The 15,778-nt window shown below is 65.4% G+C and carries 15 protein-coding genes; 4 read left to right on the top strand and 11 right to left on the bottom strand.

Annotated elements, in window-relative coordinates; translation table 11 throughout:
- Positions 1-53 precede the first annotated feature (53 nt).
- Genes araD through ACFDR6_RS13340 form a run of 4 tightly spaced genes read right to left on the bottom strand, consistent with a single transcriptional unit; the run spans position 54 to position 4,438 of the window.
- The gene (araD, locus tag ACFDR6_RS13355; RefSeq protein WP_375858575.1) at positions 54-1,793 is read right to left on the bottom strand and encodes an L-arabinonate dehydratase; all 1,740 of its coding nucleotides are present in this window, start codon (positions 1,791-1,793) and stop codon (positions 54-56) included.
- Complete coding sequence (locus ACFDR6_RS13350; protein WP_212088952.1) at positions 1,790-2,647, bottom strand: ABC transporter permease; 858 nt, start codon at positions 2,645-2,647, stop codon at positions 1,790-1,792. The genes araD and ACFDR6_RS13350 overlap by 4 nt, the downstream gene beginning before the upstream one ends.
- A gap of 10 nt (positions 2,648-2,657) precedes the next feature.
- Positions 2,658-3,419 (bottom strand): ABC transporter ATP-binding protein, encoded by a 762-nt coding sequence (locus ACFDR6_RS13345; protein ID WP_375858574.1) that lies wholly within the window; start codon positions 3,417-3,419, stop codon positions 2,658-2,660.
- Positions 3,419-4,438 (bottom strand): ABC transporter substrate-binding protein, encoded by a 1,020-nt coding sequence (locus ACFDR6_RS13340; protein WP_317241931.1) that lies wholly within the window; start codon positions 4,436-4,438, stop codon positions 3,419-3,421. The genes ACFDR6_RS13345 and ACFDR6_RS13340 overlap by 1 nt, the downstream gene beginning before the upstream one ends.
- Before the next feature lie 94 nt (positions 4,439-4,532).
- Here ACFDR6_RS13340 and ACFDR6_RS13335 point away from each other — a divergent pair, with 94 nt between their 5' ends.
- Positions 4,533-5,249, top strand: coding sequence for a GntR family transcriptional regulator (locus tag ACFDR6_RS13335; RefSeq protein WP_317241930.1), 717 nt, complete (start codon positions 4,533-4,535; stop codon positions 5,247-5,249).
- On the opposite strand, the gene ACFDR6_RS13330 is transcribed toward ACFDR6_RS13335, so the two are convergent.
- Positions 5,250-7,430: a HAMP domain-containing methyl-accepting chemotaxis protein gene (locus ACFDR6_RS13330; protein ID WP_375858573.1), complete on the bottom strand. Its 2,181-nt coding sequence runs from the start codon at positions 7,428-7,430 to the stop codon at positions 5,250-5,252. It abuts the gene before it with no gap.
- A 346-nt stretch (positions 7,431-7,776) separates the two neighbouring features.
- Here ACFDR6_RS13330 and ACFDR6_RS13325 point away from each other — a divergent pair, with 346 nt between their 5' ends.
- Both ACFDR6_RS13325 and ACFDR6_RS13320 read left to right on the top strand, forming a co-directional pair.
- A complete protein-coding gene (locus ACFDR6_RS13325) occupies positions 7,777-8,196 on the top strand; it encodes a response regulator (RefSeq protein WP_317241928.1) in 420 nt (139 codons plus the stop codon).
- Positions 8,174-11,767 carry a PAS domain S-box protein gene (locus tag ACFDR6_RS13320; RefSeq protein ID WP_375858572.1) on the top strand — a complete coding sequence of 1,198 codons (3,594 nt, stop codon included), beginning with the start codon at positions 8,174-8,176 and terminating at the stop codon, positions 11,765-11,767. The genes ACFDR6_RS13325 and ACFDR6_RS13320 overlap by 23 nt, the downstream gene beginning before the upstream one ends.
- 162 nt (positions 11,768-11,929) lie before the next feature.
- Here the strand turns inward: ACFDR6_RS13320 and ACFDR6_RS13315 are convergent, their stop codons facing one another.
- The gene (locus ACFDR6_RS13315; protein ID WP_026202588.1) at positions 11,930-12,565 is read right to left on the bottom strand and encodes a response regulator transcription factor; all 636 of its coding nucleotides are present in this window, start codon (positions 12,563-12,565) and stop codon (positions 11,930-11,932) included.
- 184 nt (positions 12,566-12,749) lie between these two features.
- On the opposite strand from ACFDR6_RS13315, the gene ACFDR6_RS13310 reads away from it, so the two are divergent.
- Positions 12,750-13,073 (top strand): hypothetical protein, encoded by a 324-nt coding sequence (locus ACFDR6_RS13310; RefSeq protein ID WP_375858571.1) that lies wholly within the window; start codon positions 12,750-12,752, stop codon positions 13,071-13,073.
- Here the strand turns inward: ACFDR6_RS13310 and ACFDR6_RS13305 are convergent.
- The 5 genes from ACFDR6_RS13305 to ACFDR6_RS13285 form a co-directional block, all read right to left on the bottom strand.
- Positions 13,070-13,573 (bottom strand): response regulator, encoded by a 504-nt coding sequence (locus ACFDR6_RS13305; RefSeq protein ID WP_212088934.1) that lies wholly within the window; start codon positions 13,571-13,573, stop codon positions 13,070-13,072. The genes ACFDR6_RS13310 and ACFDR6_RS13305 overlap by 4 nt on opposite strands.
- A 137-nt stretch (positions 13,574-13,710) precedes the next feature.
- Positions 13,711-14,028, bottom strand: coding sequence for a hypothetical protein (locus tag ACFDR6_RS13300; protein ID WP_018321617.1), 318 nt, complete (start codon positions 14,026-14,028; stop codon positions 13,711-13,713).
- A 2-nt stretch (positions 14,029-14,030) separates the two neighbouring features.
- Positions 14,031-14,912 (bottom strand): CheR family methyltransferase, encoded by an 882-nt coding sequence (locus ACFDR6_RS13295; RefSeq protein WP_212088932.1) that lies wholly within the window; start codon positions 14,910-14,912, stop codon positions 14,031-14,033.
- 60 nt (positions 14,913-14,972) lie between these two features.
- Positions 14,973-15,359, bottom strand: a complete 387-nt coding sequence (locus ACFDR6_RS13290) for a response regulator (RefSeq protein WP_028143851.1) — start codon at positions 15,357-15,359, stop codon at positions 14,973-14,975.
- Between the two features lie 34 nt (positions 15,360-15,393).
- A partial coding sequence (locus ACFDR6_RS13285; protein WP_375858570.1) for a chemotaxis protein CheW occupies positions 15,394-15,778 on the bottom strand: 385 nt, incomplete at its 5' end.

Below are 15,778 nucleotides of genomic sequence, written 5' to 3'. Positions count from 1 at the left end.
GGCCCGATGGATTCCGGGCTCATCGCTTCGCGATGCCCCGGAATGACAGGTGGCTAGTAAATCGACGGCTCGCCGATCGGCGCGCCGAAATCGGTCTCGAGGAAGTCGAAGTCGCAGCCGTCATTGGCCTGCTTGATGTGCTTGGTGAACATCCAGCCATAGCCGCGCTCGAAGCGGCGCTCGGGCTGCTTCCAGGCGGCGCGACGCTTGGCGAGCTCGACCTCGCTCACGTCGAGATTGATGGTGCGCGCTTCGACGTCGAGCGTGATGCGGTCGCCGTTCTGCACCAGCGCCAACGGGCCGCCGATGTAGGATTCCGGCGAGACGTGCAGGATGCAGGCGCCATAGCTGGTGCCGCTCATGCGCGCGTCCGAGATGCGCACCATGTCGCGCACGCCCTGCTTCACGAGCTTTGTCGGGATCGGCAGCATGCCCCATTCCGGCATGCCCGGCCCGCCTTGCGGCCCGGCATTGCGCAAGATGAGAATGTGATCCTCGGTGACGTCGAGGTCGGGATCGTCGACCGCCTTCTTCATCGACGGATAATCGTCGAACACCAGCGCGGGACCGGTGTGCTTGAGGAAGCGCGGCGCGCAAGCGCTCGGCTTGATGACGCAGCCGTCGGGCGCGAGGTTGCCCTTGAGCACGGCGAGCGCGCCTTCCTTGTAGATGGGGTTGTCGATGCCGCGAATGACGTCGGCATTGTGGACCTGCGCGCCCTCGATGTTCTCGCCCAGCGTCTTGCCGGTCACCGTGATGCAGTCGAGATGCAGATGCGGCTTGATCTGGCCCATCAGCGCCGGCAGGCCGCCGGCATAGAAGAAATCCTCCATCAGATAGGCATCGCCGCTCGGCCGCACGTTGGCGATCACGGGCACCTTGCGGCTCGCGATCTCGAAATCGTCGAGCCCGATGTCCTGGCCGGCGCGGCGGGCCTGCGCGATCAAATGGATGATCGCGTTGGTCGAGCAGCCCATCGCCATCGCGACCGCAATGGCGTTCTCGAAGGCCTTCCGGGTCTGGATCGTCGTCGGCGTCAGATCCTCCCACACCATCTCCACGATGCGGCGGCCGCATTCGCTGGCCATGCGGATGTGGTTGGCGTCGGCGGCGGGAATCGAGGAGGCGCCGGGCAGTGTCATGCCGATCGCTTCCGCAATCGCGGTCATGGTCGAGGCAGTGCCCATGGTCATGCAGGTGCCGTAGCTGCGGGCGATGCCGGCTTCGATGTCGAGCCAGTCCTTGTCGGAGATCTTTCCGGCGCGGCGCTCGTCCCAGTATTTCCAGCCGTCCGAGCCCGAGCCGAGCGTCTTGCCCTTCCAGTTGCCGCGCAGCATGGGGCCTGCCGGCAGATAGATCGCCGGGATGTTCATCGAGGTCGCGCCCAGCAGCAGCGCCGGCGTGGTCTTGTCGCAGCCGCCCATCAGCACCACGCCGTCGACGGGATGGCTGCGCAAGAGCTCCTCGGCATCCATCGCCAGCAGATTGCGGTAGAGCATCGTCGTCGGCTTGAGCAGCGATTCCGACAGTGACAACGCCGGTAGCTCGATCGGCAGGCCGCCGGCCATCAGGATGCCGCGCTTGACGTCGTCCACACGTGACTTGAAATGCATGTGGCAGGGCTGCGCATCCGACCAGGTGTTGAGGATCGCAATGATCGGGCGGTCCTTCCACTCCTCCGGCGCGTAGCCCATCTGCATGGTGCGGGAACGATGGCCGAACGAGCGCAGATCGTCGGGCGCGAACCAGCGCGCGCTGCGGAGCTGGTCGGGCGTTACTTTCTTCTTGGTCATGATTGGGTGCCCCATTTCTGCACGGTGTTCCGCTCGATGGCGCGGAAGATCAGGTTCTCGACAAAGAGCCCGATGATGATCACCGTCAAGAGGCCTGCAAAGACCGCAGGTATGTCGAGCAGGTTGCGGTTCTCGAAAATGAACCAGCCGAGCCCGCCCTGACCCGAGGACACGCCGAACACCAGCTCGGCCGCGATCAGCGTACGCCAGGCAAAGGCCCAGCCGATTTTCAGCCCCGTCAGGATCGATCCGAAGGCGGCCGGGATGAGGATCTTGGCGACATAGGGCAAGCCGCGCAGGCCGTAATTGCGCCCGACCATGCGCAGCGTGTTGGAGACGCTCTTGAAGCCGGAATGGGTGTTGAGCGCCACCGGCCACAACACCGAATGGATCAGCACGAAAACGAGACTGCCGTTGCCGAGGCCGAACCAGATCAGCGCCAGCGGCAACAGCGCGATCGCCGGCAGCGGGTTGAACATCGCCGTCACCGTCTCGAGGAAATCGGTGCCGATGCGGGTGGAGATGGCGAGAATGGTGAAGATCGCGGCCAGCACGATGCCGGCCGAATAGCCCATGAACAACACTTTCAGCGACGCCCAGGCGCGCATCGGGATGGTGCCGTCCTTGACGCGATCGAACAGCGTGATCGCCGTGTCGTGCAGCGTCGGGAACAGCAGCGGATTGTCGAGGACGACGCCGTACGCCTCCCAGACCGCCGCCAGGAACAGAATGATGACGGACTTGCGGACGAAGCCGTCGTTCCAGAGCAATTCAGGCACGCTCAGCTTGCGCTCGACCTCGCCCGCACCGGCAGCGGCCGGCTCGGCCCGCAGCAATATCTTGGCTTCGCCCATCAGAGGCTCCTCAATGCGCGGTCGCTTCTTGCGCGAACAGGAGATCGTGGATCTCCTTCTCGAGCCGGCCTGCGCTGCCGTCTTCGCTTCCGACCTTGTCGACGCCGACCACCTCGGCCTTGACGCGGCCGGGGTGCGGCGACAGCAGCAGAATGCGGTTGCCGATGCGGATCGCTTCCGCGATCGAATGGGTCACGAACAACACCGTGAATTTGGTCTCGCTCCAGAGCTGGAGCAGCTCGTCCTGGCAGGTTCGTCGCGTCAGCGCGTCGAGCGCGGCGAACGGCTCGTCCATCAAGAGGATGTCAGGCTCCATCGCCATGCCGCGTGCGATCGCAACGCGCTGCTTCATGCCGCCCGACAGCGTGTGCGGATAGGCGTCGACCACACGGGTGAGCCCGACCTTCTCGATATAGGCCCGCGCCTTCGCTTCCGCGTCCTTGCGCGAGAGCTTTCGCGCGGTGAGCAGCGGGAACATCACGTTGCCGAGCACGCTCTTCCAGGGCAGGAGCTGGTCGAACTCCTGGAAGATCATCATGCGATCGGCGCCGGGACCGTGGATCTCGCGATCGTTGATGGTCATGCGGCCTTCGCTCGGGCTCATATAGCCGCCGACGGCCTTGAGCAGCGTGGACTTGCCGCAGCCGGAGGGGCCGAGCAGCACGAAGCGGTCGGACCTGTCGACCGTAAAGCTCACCCTCTCCGTGGCGGTGACGACGGCGCTGGAGGTCTTGTAGCGCAGCGTCACGCCACTGACGTCGAGCAGCGCCATCAGTTGCCCTTCAGGTCGTGCGCGACGGGGAGATAATATTCCGTCCACGCCTTGGGCTGGGTCTTCAGGGTGCCGGTCTTGAAGAGATGGGCGGCGAACTTCATCGTGCCCTGCGGCTCGAGATTCCACTCCATCATGCCGGGCTCCTTCAGGAGTTCGAGCAACTCTTCCACGGAGGTCTTGTCGCCGGTGATCTCCTTGTAGATCTCGACCGCCTGCCTGGTGTCGCGGCGGATCAGGTCCTGCGCTTCCTTGGTGGCGTCGCGCACGGCCTGGACGATCTTCGGATTGGCGTCGGCAAATTTGGTCGTGGTGAAGAACTGGGCCTGGCTGAGCGGCCCGCCCATCACGTCCGGGGATGACAGCACGATATGCGCGCCCGGCACGTTCTTCAGCTCCAGGAAGCTGAAGGGCGGGATCGCGAAGTGGTTGTGCACCTCGTGCTTGGGGTTGGACAGCGCGGCATAGGCATCCGGGTGCCCGAGCTGAACGGTGTTGGCATCGAGCTTCGACCATTGGTCGGCGCCGAACGCCTCGGCGGCCGCGATCTGGAGCACGATCGCCTGGGTCGAGACCTTCACGGTCGGCACCGCGATCTTGTCGGAGGGGCCGAAATCCCTGATCGACTTGATGTTGGCGTCGCGGCTGATCAGCGTCATCGGCTGCGCCGAGGTCGCAACGATGCCCTTCACCCCGCCGCGGGTGCGGTCCCACAGCAGCAGCAGGTTGCCGGTGCCAGTGTTGAGGATGTCGACGCCGCCCGCGAGCAGGGCATCGGTCTGCGCCCCGCCGCCGGAGAAGGTGATCCATTTGGTGGTGACGTCCGGGACGCCGAGGGAAGCTGCGTGCTTCTCGATCAGCTTCAGCTTCTCCATGATGTGGCTCGGCATGTAGAAAATGCCGGGCTGTCGCGACAGCGCGATCTCGGATTTCTGCTGAGCGTGTGCGGCGGATGCCGACAGGGCGGTTGCTGCGATCAGGATGCCCGCCGCAAGCCTGCTGCGAAGATGGTTGATCATGGCTGTGGGTTTCCTCCGGTCATCGTCGAGCTGCGTTGACGCTGGTGATGCACTAATATATTAGTGCATCAAAGGCAAGCCCGCAGGACCCGCGATGGAATCGCCCCACCCCGCGCCGCGCGCGGCACCACGACAGGCCGCCCGGCTCGATCGCGGCCGTCAGGCCGCGCCGCAGGTGTTCGAGCGGCTGCGCAATGCAATCGTTGCCCTGGAGCTGCCGCCCGGCGCCCCACTGTCACGCGCCGAGCTTGCCGGCCAGTTCGGCGTCAGCTCGACACCGGTGCGCGATGCGCTGATGCGGCTCGAGGAAGAAGGGCTGGTCGACGTGTTTCCGCAGCATGCGACCGTGGTCAGCCGGATCGACGTCGATCGCGCCCAACAGGCGCATTTCCTGCGTCAGGCGCTGGAGCTGGAGATCGTCCGCCTGCTCGCAACCGGTGCCGACACGTCTCTGATCGTGCGCCTGGATCGCGCCATCGCATTGCAACAGCAATTTGCCAGGGCCGGTGACTTCGAGGCTTTCATGGCCGGCGACAACGATTTTCACGCCCAGCTCTACATAGCCGCAGGCAAGCAGGATCTGTGGGCGCTGGTGCGCAGCCGGAGCGGACACAGCGATCGCTTGCGACGGCTGCACCTGCCCTCGCCCGGCAAGGCCCAGAACATCGTGCGCCACCACAAGCTGATCACGCGTGCGATCGAGGCCAAAGACCCCGAGGCCGCGCAACAGCATCTGCGCAAGCATCTGTCGGGAACGCTGAGCGAGCTGGACAATATCCGAAGCAACTATCCCGAGTACCTGACAGATTAGCTAGGCAGCGTTCCGGCAGCTTCGCCGCTCCGGCCCGCGATAGTCGGGAACGCCGCCCTTGCGGCGGTCCATCGGGCCGCCGCGCAGCTTGACGAAGAAGGTCTGGACCTCGGCGGCGAGACGCTCGGCCGCTCCCGAAACCTGGTTCGCCGCCCCCCTCACGTCGTCGGCCGAACGGTTGGTTTCCGCGATTGCGCCGGAGACGGTGCCGATGCTGGTGGCGAGCGTCTGTGTTCCCGAGGCCGCCATCTGGACGTTCTGCGAAATCTCCCGCGTCGCCGCGCCCTGCTGCTCGACGGCGCTGGCAATCGCCGCGGTCACCTCGTCGATCCCGCGCATGGCGTCCGCGACCTCCTTGACGGAAGCGACGGCGCTACCGGTCGAGTTCTGGATCGCGGTGATGTGCCGGGCGATGTCCTGCGTCGCGTTGCGGGTCTGGTCGGCCAGCGCCTTGACCTCCGAGGCCACCACCGCAAAGCCGCGGCCGGCCTCGCCGGCGCGGGCGGCCTCGATGGTGGCGTTGAGCGCCAACAGATTGGTCTGGGCCGCGATCGCCTGGATCAGATCGACCACCGAGCTGATGCTCTGGGCGGCGTGCGCGAGGCCTTCGATCTCGGCCTCAGAGCGCGCGGTCACCTCGCCCGCCGATCGCACCGTCTTGTTCGACAATTCGATCTGCCGGCCAATCTCGACGATGGAGCTCGCAAGCTGCTCCGCCGCGGCAGCGACAGTCTGGACATTGACCGCGGTCTGCTCGGAGGCGGCTGCTGCGGACGCGGCCTGGTTCGTCGCATGATGCGCGATGCCGCCCAGACTCTCCGCGGTCTGCCGCATGGTGCCCGCATTCTCGCCGACCAGCGTGAGCAGGTCGCGCGAGGTTACGCGAAACTCCTCGACGGCGCTCTCCATGTTGCGATTGGACGCCTCGCGCACCTCCGCTTCGCGCGCAAGGCCCGCAGCGGCCTGCTGCTGAGCGATCACATTGTCACGGAATTTCGCCACCGCCTTCGAGACGGTTCCGATCTCGTCACCCCGTTCCGCCGTCCTGAATGCGACACTGGTGTCGCCCCCGGACAGCAGCGCGGAATCGTTCACCAGCTCGACGATCGGAAACGTGATGGATCGCGCGACCAGGATCGCAATCGCGGTGCCGAGCACGAGCCCCGCGGCGAGCAGGATCCATTGCAGCTGCAGCAGCCTCTCGGCCTCGACGGCCATGCGGCGGGCGTCCTCGGCGAGCTTCGACTGCTGGTCGCTCTTGAGGCCGCCGGCACGCTTGCCCTCCGCGTCCTTCCGGCCGTCGAGCAGGTCGAGGATGCGAGCCGCACGGGGGGCCGCCTCGGTGGACAGGATGAAGACAGGCATGTTCCATTGCGGCGTCTGGCGGATCGCGAAGATCTTGCCCGGCGACGCCGCGAAGGTTCCATTTGCCTTGGCGATGGCCTGATAGGCGGTTCTCTGGGTGGACGTCAGCAGCGCTTCCTGCGTGCCCACGGCGGCGAGCGCGGCCTTGAAAGTCGCGAGCGGCTTCTCGAATTTGTCACGGTCGGCGGCTTCGCCGGAGGCCACGTAGAGCCGCAGTTGCGATCCCGCTGCGGCAAGGTTGCCGCGGACGTCGGCGAAGGTCTTGAGCAGGTGCTTGCGCTGCGGCGTCGCCTCGAGCGTCTGCTCCTCGTCGATCATCGCGGTGATTTCGGCGAACATCGTCGCGATCAGCGGCGCGGCCTCTTTCGTCAAGAGCTCGCTCGCCGGATAGGCCGACGGGGTGAAGGCGGCCAGCTCGGCCTTGTCCTGGGCCTGGCGGAATTCCGCAATCAGTGCCCTCGCCTCGCGCCAATTGGCCTTGTTTTCCGGGCTGGAGAATCCTTCCGCCATGCGGTCGACCGCAGCCACGGTGCGATCGAGCTCGGCCCAGACCGCGGCGCGGTCGCGCTTGCCCTGCGGGTCGCCGGTCAAGAGGTAGCCTCGCAGCGTCGAGAGCGTGGAATAGAGATTGCCGACGAGCTCGGTGCTTGCAATCGCGACCGGCGCCCGCTGGTCTGTAACGGTCCTGATGCGCGAGGTGATGTCCGAGACCGCGGTGACGGTGTAGATCACGGTTGCCGCGAGCAGGAGGCAGATGAGCGCGAAACCGCCGAGCAACCGGGTGCGAATTCCGGTGCTCGCCATCGATTTGAACATGGGTCTCTCGTACTGAATTCGTCTGACCGGCGGGGCTCGCCGGGTACCCCGGACGGGGCCAATGCGATCCGTGACAATTGCCTTCTGAAACTGGTTCCGATTCTGTCCGCCGCCGTTTAACCTGCGGTGAAGTTCGGCATCCGTGCAACTACGGCGAGAAAAATAGTTCAGCCTCATGTGCACGGAACCATGCATAATGACGGCACCATGCCGAGGCCGGCGCCGGACCGCCGCACGCCATTCGCGAAGTGCTTGCAGGCTGAGCGGAATCCGAGCAACAATTTCATCTTTGATGGTTTGATTTGGGTCGCAGGGAATCTCCCATCCGGCCCGGAGGAATTCAGACGTGGCCAACATCCTGATCGTGGATGACGACCCGGCCGTTCAACTCACGATCCGGCTGCTCCTGGAGAGGGCCGGTCATCACGTCACCGTCGCCGGCGATGGCCGCAAGGGACTTGCGCTGTTCGAGGCGGGCCGGTTCGACCTGCTGTTTCTCGACATCTTCATGCCTGGCATGGACGGGCTGGAGACGATGCGGCACATCCGGGCGCTGGTTCCGGCCATTCCGATCATCGTCATTTCCGGCCGCTCGATCACGCCGGACGCCTATGCAGAGCCGGACTTCCTGAAGATGGCGACCAAGCTGGGCGCCGTGGCAAGCCTGCAAAAGCCGTTCAGACCCGGAGCACTGCTCGCCGCGGTCGACGGCTGCCTGAAGGCGGGCGAGCCGGAGGGGTCCGATGTCAGCTCCGGCCACCGATAACGAGGGCGCCTCCGCTTCAGGCCTGATCGGCCGTGATCGCCCGGGAAGTCCTGCGAGGATCCGCATGACGCTCGCCACGCGGCTGGCCATCGCAATGATCTTGCTGGTGGCGGTCACCGTGGCCGCGGTCGGCTGGCTGGGCTTTCGCAACACCACGGAGGCGGTCATTCCGCGCGTGCTGGAGCGGGTCGAAGCCCAGTCACGCCTGCTCGCGACCAATCTGGAATCCTATGTTGCCGGAGCTCGCGGCGATCTGATCGGCTATCGCTCCGCCGCGGCCATCAATGGCCTGATCCGCGCTCACCTCGGCGGAGGAATCGACCCTTCAGACGGCGTCTCTGAGCAAACCTGGCGCGAGCGCATCGCCACGCGGCTCGCGGCCGAGATCGAGGCCAAGCCCATCTACGGGCAGTTCCGGATCATCGGCCTCGACGACGACCAGCGCGAGCTGGTCCGCGTCGACCGCTCCGGCCCGAACGGAACGGCACGGATCGTCCCCGACAGCGAACTGGAGCGCAAGGGCGAACGAACCTACTTTCAGGACACGATAGGGCTGGCGCCGGGCGAGATTTACGTCTCGCCCGTCGATCTCGCGACCCGCCAGGGCGGCACCACGGCCTCGCACGGTCCGACGCTGCGGGTCGCGACGCCACTGTTCACGCCGGATGGCAAGCCGTTCGGTATCATCATCGCCAATATCGACATGCGTCCGGCGCTCGACCACGTCCGCGCGACGGCGAACTCGGGCGGGGAGATTTACGTCGTGAATTCGCGCGGCGACTATCTCGTTCATCCCGATCGCGCGCGCGAATTCGGTTCACTGCGGGGCAACCCCACCAACTGGCGCGATGATTTTCCATTCTTCTCAGCCCTGGTCGGCACCTCGGACGTGTCCACGCGGCTGATGACCGACGGATCGGGCGGGCCGAGCGGCGTGGCGATCGCGCCGGCACTGCTGGCAAGCAAGGAATGGATCGCGATCATCGTGACCGTTCCCCCGTCCGTCTTCGGCAGAGTGCCGGCCGCCATTCAAAAGACGTCCTTGCTGGTCGGCGTGCTTGCCGTCCTCGCCGCGGCTTCGCTCGCGGTGCTGCTCGCGCGCTCGTTGACGCGCCCGATCGGCCGCCTGACCGCGGCCGTCGAGGCGATCGGCCGCGGAAAACCGGCGGACATTCCCGTCGATGCCGGCGGCGAAACGGGCGTGCTGGCGCGGGCTTTCGCCCGGATGGTCGAAGAGACCCGGGCGAAAACGGCCGCGCTCGAACGCGAAATCGAGGAGCATCGCCGCACCGAGGCCGCGCGAAGCCATCATGCGGCGCGCGAGCATTTGTTCAGCGCCGCCGTCGAATCATCCGACGACGCGATCGTGATGCAATCGCTCGACGCCATCATCACGGGCTGGAATCCTGCGGCCGAACGCCTCTATGGCTATTCGGCGAACGAAGCGATCGGGAAACCCACCTCGATCATCGTCCCGCCCGACCGCCGCGACCATGGCAAGGACTATCTGGCACGGATCGCGCGGGGAGAGCCGATCGAACGATTCGAGACGGTGCGCCTGCGCAAGGACGGCACGCCGGTCGAGATTTCGCTCAGCCTGTCGCCGATCAGGGGGTCTTCGGGCGAGATCGTCGGCGTCTCCGGTACCGCGCACAGCCTCACCGAGGCACGGCGGGCCGAGCGGCAGCTCCAGCATCAGCTCGAAGAGCGCCGGCAGATCTTCGACACCTCGCAGGATCTCATCATGATCATGGATGCGCGGGGTCATGTCGCGCAGATCAGCCCGAGCAGCGAGACCATTCTCGGCTACCGGCCGGACGAGATGATTGGCCGCAGCGGCGCCGACTTCATTCATCACGAACATCTGGAGCAGTCCCGCGAGGACATGCGCGGACTGCGCCGCGGCGAGCGCGTCAAGGTCGGCGACACGCGCTGCTTCCACAAGGACGGGCACGCGGTCTGGCTGTCGTGGATGGGCAGCTGGTCCGAGCAGGCGCATCGCTTCTTCTTCGTCGGGCGCGACATGACGGAGGCGCGGCTCGCGCAGGAATCGCTGCGCGAGAGCGAGCGGCTCGCCCGCAACATCGTCGAGACCTCGCTCGACGCCTTCATCCAGACCGACGAGACCAGCAGCATCCTGAACTGGAACTCGCAGGCCGAACAGCTCTTCGGCTGGCACCGCGACGAGGTGCTGGGCAAGAGCACGATCGACCTCATCGTCGCCGAGAGCGAACGCGAGAGGGTCAGGGCGGGCCTGAAGCAGTTCCTGGAGAACGAGGACGGCAGATCACTGAATCGCCGCCGCGAGCTGATGTGCCGCCGCCGCGACGGCAAGGAATTCAAGGCCGAGCTGAGCGTCACCGCGCTGAAGCGCCGCGAAGGCGTGCTGTTCAACGTCTTCTACCGCGATCTCACCGACAAGATCGCCGCCGAGGAGCGCATCCGCCATGCCGAGAAGATGGAGGCGGTCGGCCAGCTCACCGGCGGCGTGGCGCACGATTTCAACAACATCCTCACCGTCATCACCGGGACGATCGAGATCCTCGCGGAGGCGGTCGAGCAGGAGCCGCAGCTTGCGGCCATCACCAAGATGATCGACGAGGCCGCCGCGCGCGGCGCCGACCTGACCCAGCATTTGCTCGCTTTCGCGCGCAAGCAGCCGCTCCAGCCGCGCGAGGTCGATATCAACACGCTGGTCGTCGACACCGCGAAACTGTTGCGGCCGACGCTGGGCGAGCAGATCCAGATCGATTCGGTGTTCGAGGACGAGATTTGCGTCGCGATCGTCGACCCCAACCAGCTCACCACCGCGATCCTCAACCTCGCGCTCAACGCCCGCGACGCCATGCCCGATGGCGGCAAGCTGATCGTGGAAACCGGCGCCGCCTATCTCGACGAGGTCTATGCCAGCGTCAACGACGTCCGGCCCGGCCATTACGTACTGATCGCCGTGAGCGACACGGGTACCGGAATTCCCGCAAACATGCTGCCCAGGGTGTTCGACCCCTTCTTCACCTCGAAGGGACCGGGCAAGGGCACCGGTCTGGGGCTCTCGATGGTCTACGGCTTCATCAAGCAGTCCGCCGGACACATCAAGATCTACAGCGAGGAAGGCCACGGCACCACGATCAAGATGTACCTGCCGCCCGGCAAGACGCCGACGGCGGCCGGTGAAGGCGTGACGCCGGCGACGATCGAAGGCGGACACGAGACGATCCTGGTGGTCGAGGATGACAGGCTGGTGCGCGACTATGTGCTGGCGCAGCTGCATTCACTGGGTTACGTCACCCTGCAGGCCGCCAACGCCGCGGAGGCGCTCGCGATCGTCGCGGCAGGAAAGCCGTTCGACCTTCTGTTCACCGACGTCATCATGCCCGGCAAGATGAACGGACGGCAGCTCGCCGACGAGCTCCTGAAGACGCGCCCCGATCTCAGGGTGGTCTACACATCAGGCTATACCGAGAACGCGATCATCCATCACGGCCGGCTGGATTCCGGCGTGATGCTGCTGGCGAAGCCCTATCGCAAGTCGGATCTCGCGCGGATCATCCGCAAAGCGCTGAGCGCGTGATTGCGCTCTCGTGTCCCGGACAAGGCGCAGCGCCGCAAGTGCTGCGACGCAGAGCCGGGACCCAGAACTGTCGGCGGAGAGATTGGAAAGCTGGGCCCCGGCTCTGCAGCGCATCACTGCGTGACACGCTGCGTCCGGGGCGCGAGAGGAGAGCCAGTCGCCCTACGACGCGCGTTGCGCCGCGGTCATCACGATGCGGATCAGATCGGCGGCGTTGCGCGCGCCGAGCTTCTTCATGATGTTGGCGCGGTGATCCTCGATGGTGCGCGGGCTAATGCCGAGCGTGCGGCCGGCCTCCTTGTTGGACGCACCGGAGGCGAACTGCTCGAGCACCTCGCGCTCCCTGCGCGTCAGCGGCTCGCGTCCGGGGAAATGCAGCGAGCCGAATTTCGGCGAGGCGTTCTCCGCCTGCCTGCGCGCATAGGCACCGATCGCCTCGTCGAGCCGGCCGACGATCTCGCTGCCCCGGAACGGCTTCTCGATGAAGTCGAGCGCGCCGCTCTTGATCGCGCCCACCGCCATCGCGATGTCGCCCTGTCCGGAGATCATGAAGATCGGTGCCGGATAGTCCTCGCCGTGCAGCTCCTTCAGAATGTCGAGGCCCGACTTTCCGGGGATGTTCACGTCGAGCAGGATCGCAGCCGGTGTGCGGTTTCGGGCGACGGAGAGCAGCGCTGCGCCGTCCGCGAAACAGATCACCTCATAGCCCGCCGCCTTCAACACCATCGACAGAGTGTCGCGAACGGCAGGGTCGTCGTCGACCACGAAGATTTCACCGCGAGAGCTTTGTTCGGCCATGTGCCACATCCGGTTGGCATGAAGGACTCGCGTCCGCGCCAACCGTTTATGGCGTTCGGCGCGGATTCGGCCCACCCGTATTTGTACGGGACATGCACTTAACGCACAAGTAGCGGCAGGGTGCCTAATTGCGGGGTACGGAGAATATCCATGCTAATTTCGCTCGCATCCCCCGCTCGACGCGATGCCTGAAAACGACAGCCGTCAGTTGATCGCCGCCGATCTTCGCGCTCTGATCACTCGGATCGAGAGCAGCATGCGCCTGATCGACGCAGCCATGATGGAAACCGGCTTGTTGGAAGCAGGCGATCCGGCCGGTTCCGCCGACTTTTTCGTGCTCGACGACGTCACGCCGCGCTATGCGACGGCGAGCGCCGCCCTCAACGCCTGCCGGGCGGACCTCGGCCAGGCCCTGCAATGTCTGTCGGACTTCGGCAGCCCCGGCATGGAGCGCGACCGGCGCGGCCCAGCCGCAGCATTCCCATCGCAGGGCAGTTCCGCGGCCTAGGCGCGGTGGCGTTCCACGATTGCATCGGTGGCAACACCGCCCCAGGTGTGCATCGCCGGAAGACCCATCGCGGTCTTGCCGAGATTGGCGAGGCTGATGCGCAAGGCCGCGAGGTCGAGCGGCTTCGGCAGGCTCTGGAGCTCGATCCCGACGGACCGGGCGAAGCTGCGGGCGGCGCTGCGGCGCTTGCCGTCCATGCCGCTGATGACGATCACGGCGCCGCCGAACTTCGCCGCCGCCATCTCGCGCAGCACGTCGATGCCGTCGCCATCCTCCAGCACGAGATCGAGCGTCACGCAATCGAAGCGGGCGCCACGAAGCTTCTCGATCGCGTCCGCCACCGACGGCGCCACGGTGACTTCGTGGCCGGCCTGCTTGGCGGCGACCGTGATCAGGCTGCGCTGCGTGGCGTCGTCATCGACCACCAGGAGCTGAAGCGCACGCCGCTCGGTGCTGTCGGGCAGGTTTGAAGGGACGGGGGAAAGAGAACTTCTGGGCATTGCCGTATCCTGAGATTGAGACCGTCAATGGATACACGGTTCGCGCTTCAGCGACGTAAAGCGGCCAAGGCAAATTCGCTGGGATGTTTCAGCAAATCTAAAGCAACATGCGAACGGCGCGGCCGCTGGCCCGCCGATCAGGCCGCTTCGTCACGGCCGCCGGCCGCGCCGCGCTTCTTCCTGTTCTTGCCGCGCAGGAACTGGATATCCATTTCGGCGCCGTTGACGCGGACCAGCTCGCAGCGGCGATAGGCGAGGCCCGTGGACGACAGCAGCAGAAAGAACTCTTTCAGGTTCAAGCCCTGGATCGAGCCTTCCACCGTCAGGATGGCGTCGGTGTCGGAGATCGCGTTGAGCTTGCAGTCGCGGCGCCAGGTGCCGTCGATGGCCATGATGCAGACGTCATAGCCGCGACTGAAAGTCACGCGCTCCGTGCCCTTGCCATCCTCGGCCATGTCTAGCGTCCTGCCATGACCGCCATGCGCGGTGCTGCTGCGCCGGCGAGAGCCGGCTTGGCGGCCGCCGCACGCGGATCGTTCGGTTTGTAGAGGCCGCGCCGCTCCGGAATCGGGCGGAACGTATCGGTCAGACCGACCACGGTTTCGGCCGCGCCCAGCACCAGGAAGCCGTCGGGCTCGATCTGGCGCGCCAGCCGGTTGAAGATGTTGATCTTGGTGTCCTGGTCGAAATAGATCAGCACGTTTCGGCAGAAGATGACGTCGAAGGTGCCGAGCTGGGCGAAATCGTGCAGCAGGTTGAGCTGTCGATGCTGGATCATCGCCCGCAACTCGGGATTGATCTGCCAGGTCTCGCCGGTTTGCTTGAAATATTTCATCAGCATCTGGATCGGCAGGCCGCGCTGCACCTCGAACTGGCTGTAGATGCCGGCCTTGGCCTTCTCCAGCACCTCCTGCGACAGATCGGTGGCGATGATCTCGACGCGCCAGCCGGTCAGCGCCGCCCCCATCTCCTTCAGGCTCATCGCCAGCGAATAGGGCTCCTGCCCGGTCGAGCCCGCGGCGCACCAGATGCGCACACTCCGGCGCGCCGCGCGCGCCTTGATGATTTCGGGCATGATGGTGTCGCGGAAATGATCGAACGGGACCTTGTCGCGGAAGAAGAAGGTCTCGTTGGTGGTCATGGCTTCGACCACGTCGGTGATCAGCGTACGCGAGCCGCCTTGCAGCTTCTGCACCAGTTCGGCGATACCGGAGAGGCCGGCCTTGCGGGCGAGCGGCAGCAGGCGGCTTTCGATCAGATATTGCTTGTCTGCGGACAGGTCGAGCCCGGAATTGTCCTTCAGGAACTTGCGCAGATACTCATACTCGGTCGGGGTCACGGATGGCCTCTTCGAAGCTGTACTGGAACACTCTGGCCAAAGCACTTCGGCCAGACACACTCAGACCATGGCTTGTCCGACCGGGATCAAACCAACCTCTGCGAATTTGTCGGCGATGATGTCTTTGTCGAAGGGCTTCATGATGTACTCGTTGGCGCCGCCGCTGAGCGCCTGGGCGATATGAGCCACGTTGTTCTCGGTGGTGCAGAACACGACCTTGGGCTGGTCGCCGCCGGGCAGGCGGCGCATGTGGCCCATGAACTCGAAGCCGTCCATCACGGGCATGTTCCAGTCGAGCAGCACCGCATCGGGCAGCTGCCGCTGGCAGATTTCGAGCGCCTTCGAGCCGTCCTCGGCCTCGGTGACTTGGAACTCCAGGCCTTCCAGGATCCGGCGCGCGATCTTGCGCACGACGCTGGAATCATCGACCACCAAACATGTCTTCATTTTGGTTCTCCGGCTTCGACGTTTTTTCGTTGGCTCACGCGGCCATTTGCACTTTGGTTTCAAGCTCGAGGACGCGATCGACGTCGAGGACGACCATGAGCTGTCCGTCGAGGCGGTGGACGCCGCCGGCGAGCTTGGCCATGCGGGGATCGAGGTTGACGGGGTTCTCTTCCATGCCGGTCTCGGGCAGGCGCAGCACCTCGCCGATCTGGTCGATGAGCAGGCCGTAGGATTCGCCGCGCAGATCGACGCCGACCGCCATCGGCACCTTGCCGTCCTCGGGCTGCGGCAGGCCGAGCCGGGCGCGCATGTCGACCACGGTGACGATGCGGCCGCGCAGATTGAGGACGCCTGCGATCTCGCGCGAGGACAAGGGCACGCGGGTGACGCGCTCGGGCATGAACACGTCCTGGACGCGG

The sequence above is a fragment of the Bradyrhizobium tunisiense genome, assembly GCF_042263385.1.
Taxonomy (GTDB): Bacteria; Pseudomonadota; Alphaproteobacteria; order Rhizobiales; family Xanthobacteraceae; genus Bradyrhizobium; species Bradyrhizobium tunisiense.
Note: the sequence above shows the minus strand (reverse complement) of the source record. Positions and strands in the feature narration are given on the sequence as shown.